At 66.5% G+C, this 22,085-nt stretch carries 19 protein-coding genes; 16 read left to right on the plus strand and 3 right to left on the minus strand.

The annotated features are described in order from the left end of the window. Positions 1–21: 21 nt before the first annotated feature. Positions 22–201 carry a tautomerase family protein gene (locus tag GFS60_RS13250; protein WP_159921826.1) on the plus strand — a complete coding sequence of 60 codons (180 nt, stop codon included), beginning with the start codon at positions 22–24 and terminating at the stop codon, positions 199–201. Between the two features lie 72 nt (positions 202–273). On the opposite strand, the gene GFS60_RS13255 is transcribed toward GFS60_RS13250, so the two are convergent. Next, entirely contained in the window at positions 274–783 is a 510-nt protein-coding gene (locus GFS60_RS13255; RefSeq protein ID WP_159921828.1) for a MarR family winged helix-turn-helix transcriptional regulator, read from the minus strand. A 171-nt stretch (positions 784–954) separates the two neighbouring features. Between GFS60_RS13255 and GFS60_RS13260 the strand changes: the two genes are divergently transcribed. Beyond that, a complete protein-coding gene (locus GFS60_RS13260) occupies positions 955–1,734 on the plus strand; it encodes a dioxygenase family protein (RefSeq protein WP_159921829.1) in 780 nt (259 codons plus the stop codon). Here the strand turns inward: GFS60_RS13260 and GFS60_RS13265 are convergent. Further along, positions 1,722–2,186 carry a peroxiredoxin gene (locus GFS60_RS13265; RefSeq protein WP_159921830.1) on the minus strand — a complete coding sequence of 155 codons (465 nt, stop codon included), beginning with the start codon at positions 2,184–2,186 and terminating at the stop codon, positions 1,722–1,724. The two genes, GFS60_RS13260 and GFS60_RS13265, sit on opposite strands and share 13 nt — an antisense overlap. 59 nt (positions 2,187–2,245) lie before the next feature. Between GFS60_RS13265 and GFS60_RS13270 the strand changes: the two genes are divergently transcribed. The 13 genes from GFS60_RS13270 (at position 2,246) to GFS60_RS13330 (ending at position 20,511) form a co-directional block, all read left to right on the plus strand. After that, entirely contained in the window at positions 2,246–3,832 is a 1,587-nt protein-coding gene (locus tag GFS60_RS13270) for an anthranilate synthase component I (protein ID WP_159921831.1), read from the plus strand. Then, positions 3,829–4,539 carry a TIGR02234 family membrane protein gene (locus GFS60_RS13275; protein ID WP_159921832.1) on the plus strand — a complete coding sequence of 237 codons (711 nt, stop codon included), beginning with the start codon at positions 3,829–3,831 and terminating at the stop codon, positions 4,537–4,539. The genes GFS60_RS13270 and GFS60_RS13275 overlap by 4 nt, the downstream gene beginning before the upstream one ends. Positions 4,540–4,625: 86 nt before the next feature. Then, positions 4,626–5,435 carry an indole-3-glycerol phosphate synthase TrpC gene (gene trpC, locus GFS60_RS13280; protein ID WP_109329383.1) on the plus strand — a complete coding sequence of 270 codons (810 nt, stop codon included), beginning with the start codon at positions 4,626–4,628 and terminating at the stop codon, positions 5,433–5,435. Positions 5,436–5,497: 62 nt separating this feature from the next. Continuing rightward, a complete protein-coding gene (gene trpB / locus GFS60_RS13285; RefSeq protein WP_159921833.1) occupies positions 5,498–6,820 on the plus strand; it encodes a tryptophan synthase subunit beta in 1,323 nt (440 codons plus the stop codon). Beyond that, positions 6,817–7,620, plus strand: coding sequence for a tryptophan synthase subunit alpha (gene trpA, locus GFS60_RS13290; protein ID WP_159921834.1), 804 nt, complete (start codon positions 6,817–6,819; stop codon positions 7,618–7,620). The genes trpB and trpA overlap by 4 nt, the downstream gene beginning before the upstream one ends. Beyond that, complete coding sequence (gene lgt, locus GFS60_RS13295; RefSeq protein ID WP_159921835.1) at positions 7,617–8,654, plus strand: prolipoprotein diacylglyceryl transferase; 1,038 nt, start codon at positions 7,617–7,619, stop codon at positions 8,652–8,654. Before trpA ends, lgt begins: the two co-directional genes overlap by 4 nt. Continuing rightward, complete coding sequence (locus tag GFS60_RS13300; protein WP_159921836.1) at positions 8,647–9,570, plus strand: TM2 domain-containing protein; 924 nt, start codon at positions 8,647–8,649, stop codon at positions 9,568–9,570. Before lgt ends, GFS60_RS13300 begins: the two co-directional genes overlap by 8 nt. A 286-nt stretch (positions 9,571–9,856) precedes the next feature. Next, on the plus strand, positions 9,857–14,440 hold the full coding sequence (gene gltB, locus GFS60_RS13305; protein ID WP_159921837.1) for a glutamate synthase large subunit: 4,584 nt from the start codon (positions 9,857–9,859) through the stop codon (positions 14,438–14,440). Further along, positions 14,433–15,935, plus strand: a complete 1,503-nt coding sequence (locus GFS60_RS13310) for a glutamate synthase subunit beta (protein ID WP_109329389.1) — start codon at positions 14,433–14,435, stop codon at positions 15,933–15,935. The genes gltB and GFS60_RS13310 overlap by 8 nt, the downstream gene beginning before the upstream one ends. A 37-nt stretch (positions 15,936–15,972) precedes the next feature. Continuing rightward, entirely contained in the window at positions 15,973–17,391 is a 1,419-nt protein-coding gene (gene pyk, locus GFS60_RS13315) for a pyruvate kinase (protein WP_159921839.1), read from the plus strand. Continuing rightward, entirely contained in the window at positions 17,392–18,270 is an 879-nt protein-coding gene (locus tag GFS60_RS13320) for an acyl-CoA thioesterase (RefSeq protein ID WP_159921841.1), read from the plus strand. Between the two features lie 52 nt (positions 18,271–18,322). Next, positions 18,323–18,607 carry a hypothetical protein gene (locus GFS60_RS13325; RefSeq protein WP_109329392.1) on the plus strand — a complete coding sequence of 95 codons (285 nt, stop codon included), beginning with the start codon at positions 18,323–18,325 and terminating at the stop codon, positions 18,605–18,607. A 116-nt stretch (positions 18,608–18,723) separates the two neighbouring features. After that, positions 18,724–20,511 carry an ABC transporter ATP-binding protein/permease gene (locus tag GFS60_RS13330; RefSeq protein ID WP_159921843.1) on the plus strand — a complete coding sequence of 596 codons (1,788 nt, stop codon included), beginning with the start codon at positions 18,724–18,726 and terminating at the stop codon, positions 20,509–20,511. Between the two features lie 93 nt (positions 20,512–20,604). Here GFS60_RS13330 and GFS60_RS13335 read toward each other — a convergent pair whose 3' ends face one another. Then, positions 20,605–21,108, minus strand: a complete 504-nt coding sequence (locus tag GFS60_RS13335; protein WP_159921845.1) for an SRPBCC family protein — start codon at positions 21,106–21,108, stop codon at positions 20,605–20,607. Positions 21,109–21,256: 148 nt separating this feature from the next. Here GFS60_RS13335 and GFS60_RS13340 point away from each other — a divergent pair, with 148 nt between their 5' ends. Continuing rightward, complete coding sequence (locus GFS60_RS13340; RefSeq protein WP_159921847.1) at positions 21,257–22,069, plus strand: DUF427 domain-containing protein; 813 nt, start codon at positions 21,257–21,259, stop codon at positions 22,067–22,069. The last annotated feature ends 16 nt before the right edge of the window (positions 22,070–22,085 follow it).

Here is a 22,085-nt window from a genome sequence, read left to right on the forward strand (position 1 = left end):
CGCTCGGGCAGAATGTCCCGTATGCCGTTAATCCAGATCAGTCAGACAACCGGGCTCACCGCCGAGCAGAAGCGCGCCACCATCGAAGCGGTCACCAAGGCGTACGCCGAGGCGACGGGTAAGGATCCGGCGAAGGTCTGGGTGACGATTGCGGACGTGCCGGCCGAGAACTGGGGTGTCGGCGGGTCGCCGCTGGGGTGAGGTGCGGTCGGGTCGCCGCTGGGGTGAGGTGCGGTCGGGTCGCCGCTGGGGTGAGGTGGCTGTTTCGGCGCGTCACGCTCTTCCGGTGCCGGCGGCGATGCCCTTGTCGAGTTGGGTGAGCATGGCGCTGCCGAGTTCGGAGAGCTGACGTACTTGGTCCGTGGAGAGGCCGTCGAAGACGAGTGCGCGGACGGATTCGACGTGGGGTGGTGCTGCCTCCACTACTTTGGCCATCCCTGCGTCGGTGAGGACGGCGTCGGAACCACGGCTTCCCCGGATGCTCTCTCGCCGTACCCAGCCGGCTTTTTCCATCTTGGTGATGACGTGGGACAGCCGCGACAGTGACGCGTTGGCCCGCTGCGCGAGCAAGGAGAGCTGAAGTCGACGGTTGTCTTCGCCGGACAGGGAGGCGAGGACGAAGTACTCGAAATGGGTGAGCGCCGAGTCGCGCTGCAGCTGGGCGTCGAGGGCCGCGGGCAGGCGGGTGACGAGTGCGATGAGGGTGAGCCACGCCTGCTGCTGATCGGCGTCGAGCCAGCGTGTCTCCGTCTGCGTCGAGCTGTCCTCGTCGTACCCACCCATGAGTGGTGTCCTCCATTTCGTGCGCCGAACCGCTGTGCGACCTCTTCACCATAGGCAGCACGCCGCCTGCGGAACGGTACCCGGGAATAGTTGTCGCATCCGCGTGTTGACTCCTATACTAGCTTGAAGGTTCAACTTAGGGCCTTGCGAGTCGGACCTCGAGGAGTCACGATGACGAACGTCATGCCCGCGCTGTTCCTGAGCCACGGAGCGCCGCCGTTGGTCGACAGCGAACTGTGGGTGTCGCAACTGGCGAAGTGGGCCGGCGACCTGCCGCGGCCGAATGCCATCCTCATGGTCTCGGCGCACTGGGAGTCCGCGCCGCTCACCATCGGCTCGACCACCACCGGGACCCCCCTCGTCTACGACTTCGGTGGTTTTCCCGAACGTTTCTACCGGGCCACGTACGCCTCACCGGGTGCTCCGGATTTGGCCGCGCTGGTCGCGGCACTCATGCCCGACAACGAGACGGTGGCGCATCAACCGGATCGGGGCCTCGATCACGGCGCCTACGTGCCGCTCACGGTGATGTATCCGGACGCGGACATCCCCGTCCTGCAGATCTCCTTGCCGACGCTCGACCCCGAACGGCTGCTGCACCTCGGTGAGCGGCTGCGCCCACTGCGGGAGCAGGGAGTCCTGATCGTCGGCTCCGGGTTCACCACCCACGGGCTGCCGTTCCTGCGCGACCCCTCGCCGGAGGCGAAGGCCCCGGGATGGTCGGCGGAGTTCGACGCGTGGGCGAACGAGCGCCTGGCCGCAGGCGATGTCGACTCGCTCATCGGCTTCCGCTCACTCGCCCCGGGAATGCCCTATGCGCATCCGACGATCGAGCATTTCGCTCCGCTGTTCGTGACGCTCGGCGCCTCCAGCGACCCCGAGCAGATTCCCCGCCAAGTGATCGACGGGTTCTGGATGGGCTTGGCGAAGCGGTCTTTTCAGGTGGCCTGACGGGCACGGAGGAAGGTCAGCGCCTGATCGCCGTGGGCATTCGCGCGAAACTCGCTCGAGATCACCTCGAGCACCGTGCGGTCGGTGTCGATGACGAACGTCGACCGTTTGACGGGTGCGAGTTTGCCGAGCAGTCCACGCCGGACACCGAACTTCTCGGCGACCGCGCCGTCGCGGTCCGACAGAAGTGGGTAGTCGAACGACTGCGCCTGCGCGAACGACGCCTGCTTGGGCACCGCATCGGTGCTGATCCCGGCGCGGGAAGCCCCGACGGCTGCGAACTCGTCGGCGAGGTCGCGAAAATGGCATGCCTCGGCAGTGCAGACCGGGGTGGACGCCGCCGGATAGAAAAACAGCACCAGCGGACCGTCCTCCAGAAGGCTCGACAGCGAACGTTTGCTGCCGTCCTGGTCGGGCAGGGTGAATTCCGGTGCGAGCTGACCTGGCTTCATGACAGCCGAGGCTACCCGCGCACGCAGACGCGCCGAACGCGCCTGGGATGATGGTCGGCATGCACGGTGAGCCCACCACGATGTCCGCGCCCAAATCCGCCGCCACCCTGCCGGATGGCGGATCCGACTCGACCACCACGCGCGAGCAGTTCCACGCTCTCGCCGCCGAGCATCGGGTCGTCCCGGTGACTCGTAAGGTGCTGGCGGACGCCGAAACTCCGCTGTCGGCGTACACGAAGCTGGCGGGAAACAGGCCCGGCACGTTCCTGCTGGAATCGGCGGAGAACGGTCGGTCGTGGTCACGATGGTCGTTCATCGGCGCAGGAAGTCCCGCCGCGTTGACCGTCGTCGACGGGGAGGCGGCCTGGTACGGAAACGTTCCGGCGGGAGCGCCGTCGGGTGGGGATCCCATCGCGGCGCTCGGTCAGACCCTCGAGCTCCTGCGGAGCGAACGGTTGCCCGACCTGCCGCCGCTGACCGGCGGCATGGTGGGCTTCCTCGGCTACGACGCCGTGCGGCGCATCGAACGCATCGGTGAACACGCCGTGGACGACCTGCAGATCCCGGAAATGGTCATGCTGCTCGCCACGGATCTGGCGGCCGTCGATCACCACGAGGGGGCCATCACCCTCATTGCCAATGCGGTGAACTGGGACGGCACGGACGAGCGGGTCGACGAGGCGTACGACAATGCCGTCGAGCGCCTCGACCGGATGACGGCCTCGCTGTCGGCGCCCGCGCCGTCCACGGTGTCCACGTTCGCCACACCCGCACCCGACTACCGCCGGCAGCGCACCACCGAGGGATTCGGTGCGGACGTACAGCGCCTGGTGGGGGAGATCGAGGCGGGCGAGGCGTTCCAGGTCGTGCTGTCGCAGCGTTTCGAAATCGATTGTGCTGCTGCACCTATCGATGTGTACCGCATGCTGCGCGCCTCGAATCCCAGCCCGTACATGTACCTTCTCAACGTTCCCGGTGGTGACGGCGAGACCGCGTTCTCGATCGTCGGTTCCAGCCCGGAAGCACTGGTGACGGTCAAGGAGGGTGTCGCCACCACCCACCCGATCGCCGGCACCCGGTGGCGCGGTGCCACCGAGGAGGACGACATCCTCCTGGAGAAGGATCTCCTCGCCGACGAGAAGGAGAACGCCGAGCACCTCATGCTCGTCGACCTCGGCCGCAACGACCTCGGCCGCGTGTGCGAACCCGGCACGGTGAAAGTGCACGACTATCGGCACATCGAGCGGTACAGCCACGTGATGCACCTCGTCTCCACGGTGACGGGCCACCTCACGGCCGGCAAGCAGGCACTCGACGCCGTCACCGCCTGCTTCCCGGCCGGCACGCTGTCTGGCGCGCCGAAGGTCCGGGCCATGCAGTTGATCGAGGAACTCGAACCGACGAGGCGCGGGATCTACGGCGGCATCGTCGGATACCTCGACTTCGCCGGCGACGCAGACACGGCGATCTCCATCCGGACGGCGTTGATCAAGGACGGCATAGGGTACGTCCAGGCCGGTGCCGGTGTGGTGGCCGATTCGAATCCCGAATACGAGGACACCGAGGCGCGGAACAAGGCCATGGCCGTGCTCAGCGCCATCGCCGCGGCGCACACGATGAAGACCCTGGGAGGCGGCACGCAGTGACCGAAGGGACCGGAGCGGGAACCGAGGCTCCAGGACGCCGCCGGTCGATCCTCGCGGTGCTCCTTCTCGCCGTCGCGGCGGTGTGCTTGTGGGGAGCATCTCGGATGACGTGGGTGGAGGTCACCTCCTCCGACGGACTCGGTGAGCAGCGCACCACGGCGCTCGACGGGGGCACCTGGGCGGCGGCGCTCACGCCGCTGGCCCTGACCCTTGTTGCCGCCATCGCAGCATCCTTTGCCGTCAAGGGCTGGGCGCTCCGCATTCTCGGCGTACTCGTCGCCGCCGTGGCCGTCGTAGCGGCCGTCCCGGCGGCAACTGTGCTCGTTTCCGGCGCAACGGACGAGCAGGCGGGACGGCTGGCGGAATTGCCGGGCCGTGCGGTGATCGATTCCGTGACGGTGAATCAGGGGCCCGCAGTGCTGGCTCTCGCCGGCGCTGTCGCCGCCCTCGCCGCCGCCGTCGAACTGGCCCGCCGTCCACGGGTACGCGCCGGGCTCTCCTCGAAGTACGACAGCCCGGCCGCCCGGCGCGCGGCGGCCAAGAAGACCAGCGCTGATTCCGCCGACGAGCCCCTCACACAACGCATGCTGTGGGACGCGCTCGACGCGGGCGAAGATCCGACGGTCGACGGCTCCCGCGCAGACAAGAAAGCCGATGATGTCGACCGGCTGGACGGCGACACCAACGAGCCGGGTACCCGATCGTAAACAGAATCAGAGTGCCATCTACGCTTGCTTCACTCCTGATGATGTTCCTCACATCGGGTTCCTGCCCAGAAAGGACTCGGGCCACGATGACCGTTCTCGACTCGATTCTCGACGGAGTGCGCGCCGATGTGGCCGCCCGCGAAGCCGTCCTTGACTTCGCCGCTGTCAAGGCCGCCGCGGCTGCCGCACCGCCTGCGCTCGACGCTGCGGCTGCTCTGCTCGAGCCTGGCATCGGAGTCATCGCCGAGGTCAAGCGTGCAAGCCCGTCGAAGGGCCCGCTCGCCGAGATCACCGACCCCGCCGAACTCGCCAAGGCCTACGAGGCCGGAGGCGCCCGGGTCATCAGCGTGCTCACCGAGGAACGACGCTTTCAGGGATCCCTCGCCGACCTCGACGCCGTCCGGCGTGCGGTCAGCATCCCGATCCTGCGTAAAGACTTCATCGTCGGGCCGTACCAGATCCATGAGGCCCGCGCGCACGGCGCCGACGTCGTCCTGCTCATCGTCGCCGCGCTCGAGCAGCATGCGCTGGCGTCGTTGATCGACCGCACCGAGTCGCTGGGAATGACCGCGCTGGTCGAGGTCCACACCGAAGAGGAAGCCAACCGGGCACTCGAGGCCGGCGCCAGGGTGATCGGCGTCAACGCCCGAAACCTCAAGACACTCGAGGTCGACAAGAACACCTTCGGGGAGATTGCACCCGGACTGCCCACCGAAACCATCAAGATCGCCGAATCCGGTGTCCGGGGCACCGCCGACCTCCTCGCCTACGCGGGTGCCGGAGCGGACGCCGTACTCGTCGGCGAAGGCCTCGTCACCAGCGGAGATCCACGCAAGGCCGTGGCCGATCTGGTCAATGCCGGGGCGCACCCCTCCTGCCCCAAGCCGTCGCGCTGAACCGACTGCGGCCGAATTGACCCGGACGGCGGCAGCGCCCGGCGTTGGGGCAGACTGGACCTGTGACTTCACGTAATCAGGACACCGTCTTCAAGGGTGGCGATCTGCCGACTGCCAGCGCCGGAATCGCCGAACGCACGTCGCACGACCCCGACTCCGGAGGACACTTCGGCGTCTACGGCGGACGCCACGTGCCCGAGGCGCTGATGGCGGTGATCGAGGAGGTCACGGCCGCGTACGACAAGGCGCGGTCGGATGACACCTTCCTGTCCGAGCTCGATCGGTTGCAGCGCGATTACACGGGCCGCCCGTCGCCCATCTTCGAGGCCACTCGGATGAGTGAATTCGCCGGGGGTGCGCGGCTGATTCTCAAGCGCGAAGATCTCAATCACACGGGCTCGCACAAGATCAACAACGTGCTCGGTCAGGTGCTGCTCGCCAAGCAGATGGGCAAGACCCGCATCATCGCGGAGACCGGTGCCGGTCAGCACGGTGTGGCCACGGCGACGGCGTGTGCACTGTTCGGGCTCGAGTGCGTCATCTACATGGGCGCGGTCGACACCGAGCGGCAGGCGCTGAACGTGGCCCGTATGCGGTTGCTCGGTTCGTCGGTGGTTTCGGTGGAGTCCGGCTCCCGGACGCTCAAGGACGCCATCAACGAGGCGCTGCGGGACTGGGTGACCAACGCCCACAACACGTACTACTGCTTCGGCACCGCGGCCGGACCGCATCCCTTCCCGACCATCGTCCGCGACTTCCAGCGTGTCGTCGGGCTCGAGGCGCGGGCGCAGGTGCAGGCGCTCACGGGCAGGCTGCCCGACGCGGTCACCGCGTGTGTCGGTGGTGGGTCCAACGCCATCGGAATCTTCCACGCCTTCCTCGACGACCCCGGGGTGCGGCTGGTCGGGTACGAGGCTGCCGGTGACGGAGTCGAGACGGGGCGCCACGCCGCCACCTTCGCGGCCGGCACCCCGGGCGCCTTCCAGGGTGCGTACTCGTATCTGCTGCAGGACGAGGACGGACAGACCATCGAATCGCATTCCATCTCGGCTGGTCTCGACTATCCCGGCGTCGGACCGGAGCACGCCCTGCTCAAGGACATCGGCCGCGCCACCTACGAGCCCGTCACCGACACGGAGGCCATGGATGCCCTGCGCCTGCTGTCCGAGCGTGAGGGAATCATCCCGGCCATCGAATCAGCGCACGCCGTCGCAGGATCGTTGCGACTCGGCCGCGAGCTGGGGGAGGGCGCGATCATCGTCGTCAGCCTCTCCGGGCGCGGTGACAAAGACATGGACACGGCGGCCAAGTGGTTCGGGCTCTTCGACCCCGACGCCGCCACCGAAACCCCCACGACCACCGACAAGGAAGGTTCGGCCAAGTGAGCGAACGACTCTCGCGCCTCGCCCCGACATTCGCGCAGTGCCGTGAGGAAAAGCGTGCCGCTCTCGTCGGATACCTACCCGCCGGGTACCCCACCGTCCCCGAATCCATCGACGTCTTCAAGGCCATGGTCGACTCGGGCTGTGACATCGTCGAGGTCGGTATCGCCTACTCGGACCCGGTGATGGATGGACCCACCATTCAGGCGGCCGCCGAGAAGGCGCTGAGCAACGGCGTCAAGGTGCGTGACGTGTTCACGATCATCGAGCAGATCGCGTCGGTGGGCGGCAAGGCCGTGGTGATGACGTACTGGAATCCGGTTCTGCAGTACGGTGTCGACCGGTTCGCCCGTGACCTCGCAAACGCCGGCGGCCTCGGACTCATCACGCCGAACCTGATCCCCGAGGAGGCCGGCGAGTGGATCACGGCGTCGAAGGAACACGACCTCGACCGGATCTTCCTTGTTGCCCCGTCGTCGACCGAAGAACGACTGGCGATGACCCTGAAGGCGAGCAGCGGATTCGTGTACGCGGCGTCGACGATGGGGGTGACCGGCGCGCGTGACGCGGTGTCGTCGATGGCGCCCGAGTTGACCGCGCGCATCCGCGCCCATTCCGACATTCCGGTGGGTGTCGGTCTGGGTGTCCGTTCGGGGGCGCAGGCCGCCGAGATCGCCGCCTACGCGGATGCAGTCATCGTCGGGTCTGCCCTCGTCACCGCGGTCGAATCCGGGCTCGACGCTGTGCGCTCGCTGACGAGGGAGCTCGCCGAGGGCGTTCGCTCCGCTACCGTGGCGTCGTGACTTCCACTGTGGACGTGCTGGCGTATATTCCGAGTCCGCCTCAGGGCGTCTGGTACGTCGGCCCACTGGCCCTGCGCGCGTACGCGCTGTTCATCATTGTCGGCATCGTCGTCGCGATCTTCTGGGGCGACCGCCGCTGGGTCGCCCGCGGCGGCGAGAAGGGCACCGTGCTCGACATCGCCATCTGGGCGGTGCCGTTCGGGTTGATCGGTGGCCGGCTGTATCACGTCCTGACCGACTGGCCCACCTACTTCGGGGAGGGCGGGGATCCCGTCGACGCCCTGAAGATCTGGCAGGGCGGGCTCGGTATCTGGGGCGCGGTGGCGCTCGGCGGCGTCGGCGCGTGGATCGGCTGTCGCAGGCGTGGGATACCGCTGCCTGCGCTCGGTGACGCGGTAGCGCCTCCCATCTTGCTGGCCCAGGCGATCGGACGAATCGGCAACTACTTCAACCAGGAACTGTACGGACGGGAAACCGACGTGGCGTGGGGGCTCGAGATCTTCGAGCGCCGCAACGACGCCGGGCAGGTGCACCCCGAGTTGATCGACGGTGTCTCCACCGGGCAGGTCGCTTTCGTGGTGCACCCCACCTTCCTGTACGAAGCGCTGTGGAACGTGCTGATCGTGATCCTGCTGGTGTGGGTGGACCGCCGCTTCCGTATCGGGCACGGCCGCCTCTTCGCCCTGTATGTGGCCGGGTACTGCGCGGGTCGGTTCTGGATCGAGCTGATGCGCAGCGATCACGCCAGCCTCATCGCCGGCGTCCGCGTCAACTCGTTCACATCGGCGATCGTCTTCGTCGCAGCGGTGGTGTATGTCTTCGCCGCGACCAAGGGCCGGGAAGACCCGGCGGAGTTGCAACCGCATCATCCTGTCGCGGCGGAACAGGGGACGCCCAATCAGGAGACGACCGAACAGGACAACGGGGAGAAAGACAAGCCTGCGGGTGACGACAAGGCTGTGAGTACTGCGAGTGCCGGCACCGATGCGGGCACGACGACCACCGACAGCAAGAAGGATGACGCGAATGACTGATCCGGGGAAAGCATCCGACGATTCCGCCAAGGCCGACACCTCCGGCGACGACACCCAGCGGGTGGATCTGGGGAAGAAGAGCGGAAGCGGTGAGTCGAGCCTTCCGCCCGAGTTCGGTTCGCCCTTCGATTACGACGCCACCGCCGAGGCATCGCTGTCGCAGCCACCCGCCACCTCGGACGCAACGCCCTCACCGGCGTCGTCGGGAACCGGGCCCGGATGGGACACCTACTCCGGGGTCGGCAATGGTCCCGGCTGGGGTTCGACTCCCACCTACCCGTCGCCGAGTGGAACCGAACCCACCACCGCACTGCCTAATGTGGGCGACACCCCGCCGCCGACCGCCCCGTACACCGGTTACGACAAGCCGCAGCAGCCTGCGGACGGCCCGACGTACGGCACCCCCGATCCTTACTACAACGCGCAGTACGGGACGTCGCCGCAGTCCGGGCAGGACTATCAGCAGCCCGGCTACCCGCAGGCCGGTTACGGTCAGCAGGGTGCCGCACCCCAGAGTTACGGTCAGCCGGACTACGGCCGGCAGAATTACGGCCAGCAGAATCCCGGACAGCAGTATGGCCAGCAGGGGTACGGCCAGCAGGGATACCCGCAGCCCGGATATGCCCCGGTCGGGTACAACGCCTACGTCGATCCGTCTGCGCCGTTCGGCCGGCACCCGGTCAGCGGTGAGCCGTACTCCGACAAGTCGAAGCTCACCGCGGGACTCCTGCAAATTTTCCTGGGTGCCTTCGGTGTCGGACGGTTCTACCTGAACCAGCCCGGCATCGCGGTCGCGCAGATCGCCGTCACCTGGCTGACGTGCGGATTAGGCGGGCTCTGGCCGCTGATCGACGGCATCATGATGCTGACGGGCAGCGTGAAGGACAAGTACGGACGACCCCTCCGGGACCAGTGACGACGTAGCGTCGCCGCTCGATTCCACCGCTGTGGCCCCTGTTGCTCGTGCGACGGGGGCCACAGCGCTGTCCTCTCCGGAAATCGGCATATCCGAGGCTTATCGGTGCTGGTAAGCTGAGCGCGCCGGATGTATGTCCGGTAACAACCTTCACGGGCCGAGGCTGTCCCGGTAGACCCCCGAAAATGCAGTTAGCGCCCGTCGTGGCGACCCCGCTAGCGGAGGCCGCCGGCAGGGACGCGCAAGCGCCACCGGTGGTCCCCTCGGCCGATGTGGAGGTATATCGGTGCTGTTCTCTCAGTCGCCTGGTCCGCAAGGTCTCTATGACCCGGATCGCGAAGTCGATTCGTGCGGTGTCGCCATGGTGGTGAACGTGCACGGCCGCCGTTCGCACTCCATCGTCGCGGATGGTCTCGTCGCTCTGGACAACCTCGAGCATCGCGGCGCTGCCGGCGCCGAGACGAACAGCGGAGACGGTGCCGGAATACTGGTGCAGCTGCCCACCGAGCTCTTCGAGGAGGTCGTCGATTTCGACCTTCCTTCGCCGGCCCCGGACGGAAGTAGTACCTACGCCGCGGGTTTCTGCTTCCTTCCTCGCGACCCGGAGGCGCGATCGACGGCCCGGAAGCGGATCGAGGACCTCGCCGACGAGGAGGGGCTCGAAATCCTCGGGTGGCGGGACGTGCCGATCGATTCGCAGGGCGCCGACCTCGGGGCTACGGCACGCGGATGCGAGCCGCACATGAGTCAGCTGTTCGTCGCGGCGCCGCCGACCGGCGAACGGCGGCCCAGTGGTCTCGACCTCGATCGCCTCGTCTACCCGTTGCGCAAGCGCGCCGAGCAGATCACTCCGGAGGTCGAGTCGAGCGGATCGGGCGTCTACTTCCCGTCGCTGTCGAGCCGCACCATCGTCTACAAGGGCATGCTGACCGTTCCCCAGCTGCCTCTCTACTACGTGGACCTGCGGGATTCCCGCATGATGAGTGCGCTCGCGGTGGTGCACAGCAGGTTTTCCACCAACACGTTCCCGTCCTGGCCGCTTGCGCACCCGTTCCGCTTCGTGGCGCACAACGGGGAAATCAACACCGTTCGAGGCAACCGGAATCGGATGCGGGCGCGGGAGGCGATGCTGTCGAGTGCCGCCATCCCAGGCGACCTCCGACGGTTGTACCCCATCTGCACACCCGAGGCGTCGGACTCTGCCTCGTTCGACGAGGTGCTCGAGCTGCTGCATCTCGCGGGACGCAGCGTGCCCCATGCGGTGATGATGATGGTGCCCGAGGCGTGGGAGAACGACACGAGGATGTGTCCCGACCGGCGCGCTTTCTACCAGTTCCACGCTTCGCTGATGGAGGCGTGGGACGGGCCGGCGTGTGTGACGTTCACCGACGGAACCGTAGTCGGGGCAGTGCTGGACCGTAACGGTCTGCGGCCCGGCCGCTGGTGGCAGACCGTCGACGGGCGGGTGATCCTGGCGAGCGAGAGCGGAGTTCTCGACGTGCCCCAGGACGAGGTCGTGGCGAAGGGGCGCCTCGAGCCGGGGCGCATGTTCCTGGTCGACACGTCGGAGGGACGTATCGTTCCCGACGACGAGATCAAGTCGCGGCTGGCAGCCGAGAAGCCGTACGCCGAGTGGCTCTATGCAGGGTTGCTCGACCTCAGGACGCTGCCCGAGCGACCGCACGCTCAGAACAACCACGAGTCGGTGGTCCGGCGACAGGTGGCGTTCGGCTACACCGAGGAAGATCTCCGGATCCTGTTGTCGCCAATGGCGGCGTCCGGCGGGGAGCCGCTGGGCTCGATGGGAACCGACACGCCCATCGCTGTGCTGTCCGCCCGGTCGCGGCTGCTGTACGACTATTTCGTCGAACTGTTCGCCCAGGTGACCAATCCGCCGCTCGACGCCATCCGCGAAGAGATCGTGACGTCGCTGTCCCGGGTCATGGGTCCGGAACAGAATCTGCTCGAGCCCACTGCGGCGTCGTGTCGTCAGATAGTGCTGCCGTGGCCAGTGCTCGACAACGACGACCTGAACAAGATCATCAATGTGAACGCGGACGGCAACCACCCCGGTCTGGCGGCGACCGTTCTGCGCGGTCTCTACGAGGTGGAGCGCGGCGGTGCGGGCATGGCCGATGCGCTGGAAGAACTGCGCACCCAGGCGAGCGCTGCGATCGCGCAGGGATACCGGACACTGGTGATCTCGGACCGCGACTCCGACCACACCCGCGCTCCCATCCCGTCGTTGCTGGCCGTGGGCGCGGTGCATCACCACCTGATCCGCACCAAGGAACGAACGAAGGTGGCGCTGGTCGTCGAGTCCGGCGACGCGCGCGAAGTGCATCATCTGGCGCTGCTCATCGGCTACGGAGCGGCCGCGGTCAATCCGTACCTCGCGATGGAGTCGATCGAGGACCTCGTGTCGGAGGGCGAGCTGACGGGAGTCGATCACACTATCGCGGTGCGCAACTACCTGACGGCACTCGGCAAGGGTGTGCTGAAGGTGATGTCGAAGATGGGCATCTCGACAGTCGGTTCGTACACCGCCGCCCAGGCTTTCGAGGCACTCGGCCTCGACCGCGGCCTCGTCGACGAGTATTTCCGGGGGACCACCAGCAAACTCGGTGGCGTGGGACTCGACGAGATCGCGCGGGAAGTGCTGCTCCGGCACCGGCAGGCCTACCCCGACAATCCCACCGAGTACGCACACCGCCGGCTTGCCCACGGCGGCGAGTACCAGTTCCGCCGCGACGGCGAACTGCACTTGTTCACGCCCGAGACCGTGTTTCTCCTCCAGCACGCCACCCGCACCGGCAGGCACGAGGTTTTCGCCCAGTACAGCGACGAGGTGAACAGGCTCGCCGCAGCCGGAGGTGCACTGCGCGGCCTCTTCAGCTTCCGGGAGGGCATCCGGCCTCCGGTGCCGCTCGAGGAGGTGGAGCCGGCGGAGCGGATCGTCACTCGTTTCAACACCGGCGCGATGAGCTATGGGTCCATCTCCGCCGAGGCGCACGAGACGATGGCCGTGGCCATGAACAATCTCGGTGGGCGATCCAACTCCGGGGAGGGCGGGGAGAACGTCGACCGCCTCTACGACCCGTCCCGTCGCAGCGCCGTGAAGCAGGTGGCGAGCGGAAGATTCGGCGTCACCAGTGATTACCTGGTCAACGCCAGCGACATCCAGATCAAGATGGCCCAGGGCGCCAAGCCGGGCGAGGGCGGGCAGTTGCCCGCCTACAAGGTGTACCCATGGGTGGCGGAGACCCGGCATTCGACTCCGGGCGTGGGGTTGATTTCACCTCCGCCGCACCATGACATCTACTCGATCGAGGACCTCGCACAGCTGATCCACGACCTCAAGAACGCCAACGACCAGGCCCGTGTCCATGTGAAGCTGGTCAGTTCGGTGGGTGTGGGGACGGTGGCGGCCGGTGTCAGCAAAGCGCACGCGGACGTGGTCCTCATCTCGGGCAACGACGGCGGCACCGGCGCGACTCCGCTCACGTCGATGAAGCACGCGGGTACGCCGTGGGAGATCGGACTGGCCGACGCACAGCAGACACTCGTGCTCAACGGTCTGCGCGATCGGATCACCGTTCAGTGCGACGGCGGCATGCGTACCGCGAAGGATGTCGTCGTCGCTGCGCTGCTCGGGGCGGAGGAGTTCGGCTTCTCGACGGCGCCGTTGATCGTGGCGGGGTGCATCATGATGCGTGTGTGCCACCTCGACACCTGCCCGGTGGGAGTGGCCACTCAGAACCCCGAATTGCGCAAGCGGTACACCGGCAAGCCCGAGTTCGTCGAGGAGTTCTTCCGCTTCATCGCCGAGGACGTCCGGCAGCACCTGGCGCGTCTCGGCTTCCGCAGCATCGACGAGGCGGTGGGGCACGCGGACATGCTCGAGACGGCCGAGGGAATCGCGCACTGGAAGAGCCGCGGACTCGACCTCTCGCCGATCTTCGCGTTACCGAAGGGCCCCGACGGGACCCCGCTCACCCAGCGGCGCAAGGTGACCGACCAATACCATGCCCTGGACCGGGCGCTGGACCGCACGCTCATCCAGCTGGCCGAAGGCGCCCTCGAAGACGCGCATCCGGTCGAGATCGAGATGCCCGTGCGCAATGTGAATCGGACGGTCGGGACGCTGCTCGGTGCCGAGGTCACCCGTCGTTACGGTGCGGGTGGGCTCCCCGACGACACCATCCGGCTCACCTTCACCGGGTCGGCGGGTCAATCACTCGGTGCGTTCCTGCCGCCGGGCATCACCATCGACCTCACCGGCGACGCCAACGACTATGTCGGGAAGGGGCTGTCGGGCGGGCGAATCGTGGTGCGCCCGGCCGCCGACGTCCTGTTCGTCCCGGAGACTCAGGTGATCGCCGGCAACACACTGCTCTACGGTGCGACCTCCGGTGAACTGTTCCTCCGCGGACGGGCCGGCGAACGGTTCTCGGTACGCAATTCCGGAGCGACCGCCGTGGTCGAGGGAGTGGGCGATCACGGGTGCGAGTACATGACGGGCGGACGGGTCGTCGTCCTCGGTCCCACCGGACGGAACCTGGCGGCCGGAATGTCGGGCGGGATCGCATATGTGCTCGACCTCGATCCCGCCGACGTCAATCCGGCCATGGTCACCCTGCTGACACCCGACCCCGAGGACCTCGACTGGCTGTGCCGTACCGTCAGCGACCATCTGCACTGGACCGGCTCCACCGTCGCGGCTTCGATGCTCGCCGATTGGCCCCGGCGGTCTGCGCTGTTCACCAAGGTGATGCCGGTGGACTATCAGCGGGTTCTCGAGGCCACTCGGCTGGCCCGCGCCGAGGGGCTCGACGTGGACACCGCAATCATGGAGGCGGCTCGTGGCTGATCCGCATGGTTTCCTGCACATCCCCAAGAAGGAAGCACCCAAGCGACCCATTGCGGAAAGGGTGCACGACTGGCACGAGGTCACCAGTCCGCTCAGTCCCGAGGAGCGCAACGCCGAGGTAGCCGAGCAGGCCACCCGCTGCATGGACTGCGGTATCCCGTTTTGCCACTCGGGAAGTGCGGGCTGCCCGCTGGGCAATCTGATTCCGGAATGGAACGATCTCGTGCGCCGCGGCCGCTGGTCGGCGGCGAGCGAGCGTCTGCATGCGACCAACAACTTCCCGGAGTTCACCGGCAGGTTGTGCCCGGCGCCGTGTGAATCGGCGTGTGTGCTCTCGCTCGCCGACACCCACACGACGGGCAGCGTCACCATCAAGCGGATCGAGCAGACGATCGCCGACGTCGCTTGGGAGTCCGGAACGGTGGAGCCTAAACCGCCGATGATCGCCACGGGAAAGAAGGTCGCGGTGGTCGGTTCCGGTCCGGCCGGGCTCGCGGCCGCCCAGCAGCTCACCCGCGCCGGACACGATGTCACCGTCTACGAGCGCGACGACCGGCTCGGGGGACTCCTTCGCTACGGCATCCCCGAGTTCAAGATGGAGAAGTCGGTGCTCGATCAGCGGCTGGTCCAGATGCGCGCGGAGGGAACACATTTCGTCACCGATTGCGAGGTGGGTGTCGATCTCACCGTGGACCAGTTGCGGACCAACTTCGATGCGGTGGTCCTCGCCATCGGCGCCCTGCGTGCCCGCGACAACACGACGGTGGAGGGCCGGGAGTTGGGCGGCATCCATCTCGCAATGGAGCACCTGGTGACGTCCAACAAGGAGTGCGAGGGTGACGGCCCTGCGTCGATCACCGCGAAGGGCAAGCACGTCGTCATCATCGGTGGCGGTGACACCGGCGCGGATTGCCTCGGAACGGCGCATCGGCAGGGAGCGTTGTCGGTGACCCAGTTGGACTACCGCCCTGAGTTGCCGAGCGAGCGGGACGAGTCCGTGACTCCGTGGCCGGCCTCGCCGATGGTGCTGCGCACGTCGCCGGCCCACGCGGAAGGCGGCGTCCGCCGGTATCAGGTTGCGGTGCAACGGTTCCTCGGTGACGAGAACGGAAACGTCAGGGCCATGGTGCTCGCGGAGGTCCGGGTGTCGAGGGAGGACGGCAAGCGCATCATCACCCCGGTGGGGGAGGAAATCGAATTACCCTGCGGATTGGCGCTTTTCGCGATCGGTTTCGAGGGCGTCGACCTCGGTCCGCTGCTCGACGACTACGGTTTGAGCCCCACCCGTCGGGGCGTGCTGTCCTGTGGTCCCGACTGGCAGACCACCGCACCGGGAGTGTTCGTGTGCGGCGACGCGCATCGCGGTGCCTCGCTCATCGTGTGGGCGATCGCCGAAGGCAGGTCCGCCGCGCATGCCGTCGATGCGTACCTCACAGGGGCGTCCGACCTCCCGTCGCCGGTGCATCCGACGGCGCTTCCGCTGGCCGTAGTCTAAATGGAGATGGACGGGCGGGACGACTAGGCTTCAGGCCGTGAACCGACGGACGAAGATCGTATGCACTCTTGGACCTGCTACCGCCACCGGTGACCGTATTCGCGAACTCGTCGAAAGCGGTATGGATGTGGCCCGGCTGAACTTCAGCCACGGGGAACACTCCGACCACGAGGAAAATTACAACCGCGTCCGAGCCGCATCGGATGCGACGGGAAAGGCGGTCGGAGTCCTCGCCGACCTCCAGGGGCCCAAGATTCGGCTCGGCCGGTTCGCCGAAGAGCGCACCACCTGGGCCAACGGTGAGCTCGTCCGGATCACCGTGGACGAGGTCGACGGCACGCACGACCGGGTGTCGACCACGTACAAGCAGCTCGCGGAGGACGCCAAGGCGGGTGACCGACTTCTCGTCGACGACGGCAAGGTCGGTCTCGTCGTCACCGGCGTCGAGGGCAACGACGTGGTGTGTCGTGTCACCGAGGGTGGCCCGGTCAGCAACAACAAGGGTGTGTCCCTGCCGGGGATGAACGTGTCGGTGCCCGCGCTGTCGGAGAAGGACATCGCCGACCTCGAGTTCGCGCTGAACCTCGGTGTCGATTTCATCGCCCTCTCGTTCGTGCGTTCACCTGCCGACGTGGAGTTGGTGCACGCGGTCATGGATCGCGTCGGTCGCCGCATCCCGGTCATCGCGAAGCTCGAGAAGCCGGAGGCCATCGACAACCTCGAGGCCGTCGTCCTCGCGTTCGACGCGGTCATGGTCGCGCGTGGTGACCTGGGCGTGGAACTTCCGCTCGAGCAGGTCCCGCTCGTGCAGAAGCGGGCCATCCAGATCGCCCGCGAGAACGCGAAGCCGGTCATCGTTGCCACGCAGATGCTCGAGTCGATGATCGAGAACTCGCGCCCCACGCGCGCCGAGGCGTCCGATGTGGCCAACGCGGTTCTCGACGGTGCCGACGCGGTCATGCTCTCCGGGGAAACCTCGGTGGGCAAGTACGTGATGGAGACCGTGCGCACCATGGCCCGCATCGTCGAGGCCGTGGAGGGTGAATCGACCCGGGTGCCTCCGCTGACCCACGTTCCTCGCACCAAGCGGGGCGTCATCTCCTACGCCGCCCGCGACATCGGTGAGCGACTCGACGCGAAGGCGCTCGTTGCCTTCACCCAGTCCGGCGACACGGTGCGGCGACTCGCTCGCTTGCACACCCCGCTGCCGTTGCTCGCGTTCACCCCGCTCCCGGAGGTGCGCAGCCAGCTCTCGCTGACCTGGGGCACGGAGACGTTCCTCGTCGACCCCGTCGAGAGCACCGACGCGATGGTCCGTCAGGTCGACCACGCACTCCTGGGCCTCGGCCGTTACCAGAAGGGTGAACTGGTCATCATCGTGGCAGGTTCGCCGCCCGGCACCGTAGGATCGACCAACCTGATCCACGTCCACAGAATCGGTGAAGAGGACCACTAGGTGAGCGAAGTCGCGGCGAAGACCGATCTCGAGACTCTTCTCGAACTCCTCGATCTGGAGAAAATCGGGGAGGACACCTATCGAGGTCGGCATCCCGCGCAGGTGGGCAGCCGGACGTTCGGCGGCCAGTTGATCTCGCAGGCTCTGGTCGCCGCCGGCCGCACCGTCTCCGGTGAACGGGCGGTGCACGCGGTCAACGCCCACTTCATTCGCGGTGGTGACGTGAAGGAACCGATCGAGTACCGCGTCGATCGTCACCGCGACGGCCGAGCCTTCGCCAACCGGCAGGTCACCGCCCTGCAGAACGGTCAGGAACTGTTCGTGATGCTTGCGGCGTTCCAGGACTGGGGCCAGGGACTCGAACACGCGGTCGCGGTTCCCGATGTTCCGTTCCCGGAGACACTTCCGCCTCTGGGTGATCATTTTCTCGGTTACGAGGACCGGCTGAAGATGTTCGTCAACGCCCTGAAGCCGATCGACATGCGGTATGCGAACGACCCGTCCTGGATCATGAAGGGTACGGGGGAGAAGCTCACCCACAACCGGGTGTGGATGAGGGCGGACGGCGATCTTCCGGACGATCCGCTGATCCACGTCGCCGTCATGGGTTACTCGTCGGACACCACGGTGCTCGATTCGATCATCACCACGCACGGGTTGTCGTGGGGCCTCGACCGGATCGTGGCGGCCACGGTCAATCATTCGATGTGGTTTCATCGCCCGTTCCGGTTCGACGACTGGGCGCTCTATGCCACCGAGTCGCCGGTGGCCGCCGGTTCACGAGGGCTTGCGACCGGGCGCTTCTTCTCGCTCGAGGGCGAACTGCTCGCCACCGTGGTGCAGGAAGGGCTGATTCGTCATTTCCCGCCCAGGAAGTGACGGTTCGGGGCGTATCGTCGATTCCGGATCTCCGACGGAACGGACGTGCACCATGAGCGCAGACGACACCGAGCAGAAGAACACCGGCGAGCAGACCGAGGGCGAAGTGCCCCGTCCCGACGACGAAGCGATCGAGAAGGCCAAGAAGAAGGCCGAAGAAATCGACGCTCGGTACGATCCGGGAGCCAGGGAGACGGTCGTGCTCCCCGGCTCCGGGGGCACGGTCTCCGGCACCGCCTTCGACGACTATGTCGACGACGAGGGCAACCTCAAGGAAGAGTATCGAGACCGAGATCCGGACACCGAAGAAAAGCAGGAACCTGCACAAGACGGGTAGCTTTCCGGGCGACGACGGACGTGTCGTTCACGTTTCTCTCGCCGATCACGCCGAACCAGGGTTAGACTTCGCCATCTTTTCTCCTGAGCTTCATCTCGTGATCGGGGACCTGGGTCGTGGACTGGAACAACGTGGTGTGGGACAGCACGGTATGGCTGTTGAAGGCCTACGTGATGACTGCCGTCGTCTTTGTCGTCGTCATCGTGCTGCTGGCCCGATTCACCAAGTGGGGCAGGCAGTTCTGGCGTTTCGCGGCGGCGTATTTCAATCCGCGGCGTAGTCCCAAGCCGCTGGTGATCCTCGCGGTCCTGCTGCTGTTCACCGTGTTCGCCGTGCGGATGAACGTACTGTTCTCCTATTGGTCCAACGACTTCTACGACTCGATCCAGAACCTCGACGAGACCGCGTTCTGGCACTTTCTGCGGGTGTTCGCGTTCCTCGCGGCCATCCACGTCGTACGCGCCCTGATCGAGTTCCTCATCGGCCAGACACTCGACATCGATTGGCGTGTCTGGCTCACCCACCACCTCACGGACGACTGGCTCGACAGTCGGGCCTATTACCGCGACCGCTTCCTCGACGACGCGATCGACAACCCCGATCAGCGAATTCAGGCCGACATCACCAATTTCGTGACCACGGCCCGGGTGCTGTCCATGGGCGCGGTCACCGCGGTGCTGTCGATCGTGTCGTTCACCGGGATCCTGTGGGACCTGTCCGGTCCGATGACCATCTTCGGCACCGAGATTCCGCGGGCGATGATCTTCCTCGTCTTCGTCTACGTTCTCGTCACCACGGTCGTGGCGTTCTGGATCGGTAAGCCGCTCATCAGGCTGAACTTCCTCAACGAGAAGCTCAATGCGAACTTCCGCTACGCCTTGATCCGGGTCCGTGAGTACGGCGAGAGCATCGCGTTCTATCGCGGCGAGAACGTCGAGCGGCGAACGCTGGCAGGCCGGTTCGCGCACGTCATCCGCAACATGTGGCACATCGTCTTCCGGACTCTCAAATTCAACGGCTGGAACCTCTCGGTGAACCAGACAGCGGTCATCTTCCCCTTCCTGATTCAGGGGCCGCGGCTGTTCAGCGGTCAGGTCTCACTCGGTGACGTCATGCAGACCTCGACGGCGTTTTCACAGGTGCACGACTCACTGTCCTTCTTCCGCGAGTCGTACGACGACTTCGCGAGTTTCCGCGCCACCCTCATCCGACTCAATGGACTGGCCAACGACAACATGCACGCCGCCGCACTCCCGATCTTGAAGACGGGCAAGTCCGGGAACGAACTCGACGTCGACAAGCTCGACGTGCGGACTCCGTCCGGAGCGACGCTCATCGAGGGACTCGATCTCACCGTCGGCCCCGGTCAGTCGCTGTTGGTCAAGGGTCCGTCCGGTTCCGGCAAGACGACGCTGCTCCGGACCCTCGCCGATCTGTGGCCCTACGCGGACGGCACGGTGTCGCGACCATCCGGGGATGCCATCTTCCTGTCCCAGCGGCCGTATCTGCCGCTCGGTTCGCTCCGGACAGCGCTGGCGTACCCCAGCGAACCGACAGCGGCGGACGGCACTCTCCGTGAGGCGCTGTCGAAGGTATCGCTCGGCAATCTCGGCGACCGACTCGACGAGACAGCCGACTGGACCCGCATCCTGTCCCCGGGAGAGCAGCAGCGGCTGGCTTTCGCGCGGGTCCTGACCGCGCGGCCGGCCGTCATCTTCCTCGACGAGGCCACCTCGGCGATCGACGAGGGGCTCGAGCACACGCTCTACACACTCCTGCGGTCCGAATTGCCGGACAGCATCGTGGTCAGTGTCGGGCACCGCAGCACGCTCAACCAATTCCACTCGCTCGGAGTGGAACTGGAAGGCGAGGGGCAGTGGACCGAAACTTCGCTCGTGGGTTGAGCGGCCTTGCCCGGGTGTTGGGTTGAACGGCTCCGCCCGGGTGCTGGGTTGAACGGCTCCGCCCGGGTGTCTCGGCGGCACCCGGGCGGACTGTCAGTTGGCCTTGCGGTAGGCCGATGCGAGTTCGTCGGCCCGATCCCACGGTGACCAGTTCACCTCGCGGCCGTCGAGTTGCGCTTCCACCACCTCGAGGCCGGCGTGCCAGCCCGCGGCGTGTGCATAGGCGGAGTCTTCCTCTTCCACCGTGTGCGTGAGCGTCAACCAGCAACCGCCGCTCCCGTCGGGACTCAGCTCCCAATGCAGGGTCTCCGCGTCCCACAGATACTCGAGGATGTGGCCAGGGTGCACCGAGATGACCGTGCCGGTGGTCGTGTGGTCTTCGGGTAATCCGAACCGGCGGACCTGCTCCGGGGTTACGCGGAACACCAGTTCCGCGCCGGGAGTGAGGTCGAAATCGACGTCGGCGGGGAACCAGACTTTCAAATACTGGGGGTCCGTCAGTACCCGCCACACCTTCTCCGGCGAATGCGACAACGCTTGCTGGAATCGAAGAGCTACGCGCCCGTCGTACGTGAAGTTGACGGTGCCGAGATCCATGGGTGACCTCCGTGCTCGAGGGCGGAACCGTGCCACCATGGTACTGGCAGGCACACGCCGAACCACAGGGTTCCGGCACAACAAAGCCGCCACTACCTGCGGCTCAGTTCTCTTCGCGCGTACGCAGGTCGACAAGGAGGTACAGCGGATGGCCGTCAGAATGATCGACCACTTGATGCAGGCTCGGCAGGAGCTCCGATACCAGCCGACTCCCAAGCGGGTGCGTGCGCGTCTCGGCGGCGCCACGGTCGTCGACACGCGTGACGCCGTGCTGGTGTGGGAGCCACGACGCGTCGTCCCGTCCTATGCGGTGCCGATCTCCGACGTGACGGGCACCCTGGCGGAGGCGTCGGACGATGCCGCCTCGGAGCTGCCGGTATCGCTGGAAGAGGGCGGCCCACCGGTCATCGACCCGCGGACGGCCTTCGGGTTCCACACGACCGCAGGGACGCCGATGACGGTCACTGCCGGTGCCGCCATCGGGCAGGCGTTCCGGCCGGCCGAACTCGACTCGATGGTCATCCTCGACTTCGACGGCTTCGACTGGCTCGAGGAGGACGAACCGATCTTCGGGCACCCCCACGACCCGTTCTCCCGAATCGATGTGCGGCGGAGTTCGACGCCCATCCGCATCGAACTCGACGGCCGACTCGTCGCAGAGTCGGCCCGCGCGCTGATCCTCTTCGAATTCGTGCTCCCTGCGCGCTACTACCTGCCCCGTGCCGACGTCGTCGCGGCGCTCGAACCGAGTCCGACCTCGACGGTCTGTGCGTACAAAGGCCACGCGTCACATTGGTCGCTGGTGGGAGGCGGTGACAAGGGCGTCGACATCGCGTGGAGTTATGAACATCCCCCGCTCGAGCTCGCCCAGATCGCGGGGATGGTGTGCTTCTATCAGGAACGTGTCGACGTCGTCCTCGACGGCAAGGCACAGATAAGACCCGTCACCCCGTGGTCGTAGCCGTCCGCGGCGATAC

This window comes from Rhodococcus sp. WAY2, assembly GCF_009859915.1.
Lineage (GTDB): Bacteria > Actinomycetota > Actinomycetes > Mycobacteriales > Mycobacteriaceae > Rhodococcus_F > Rhodococcus_F oxybenzonivorans.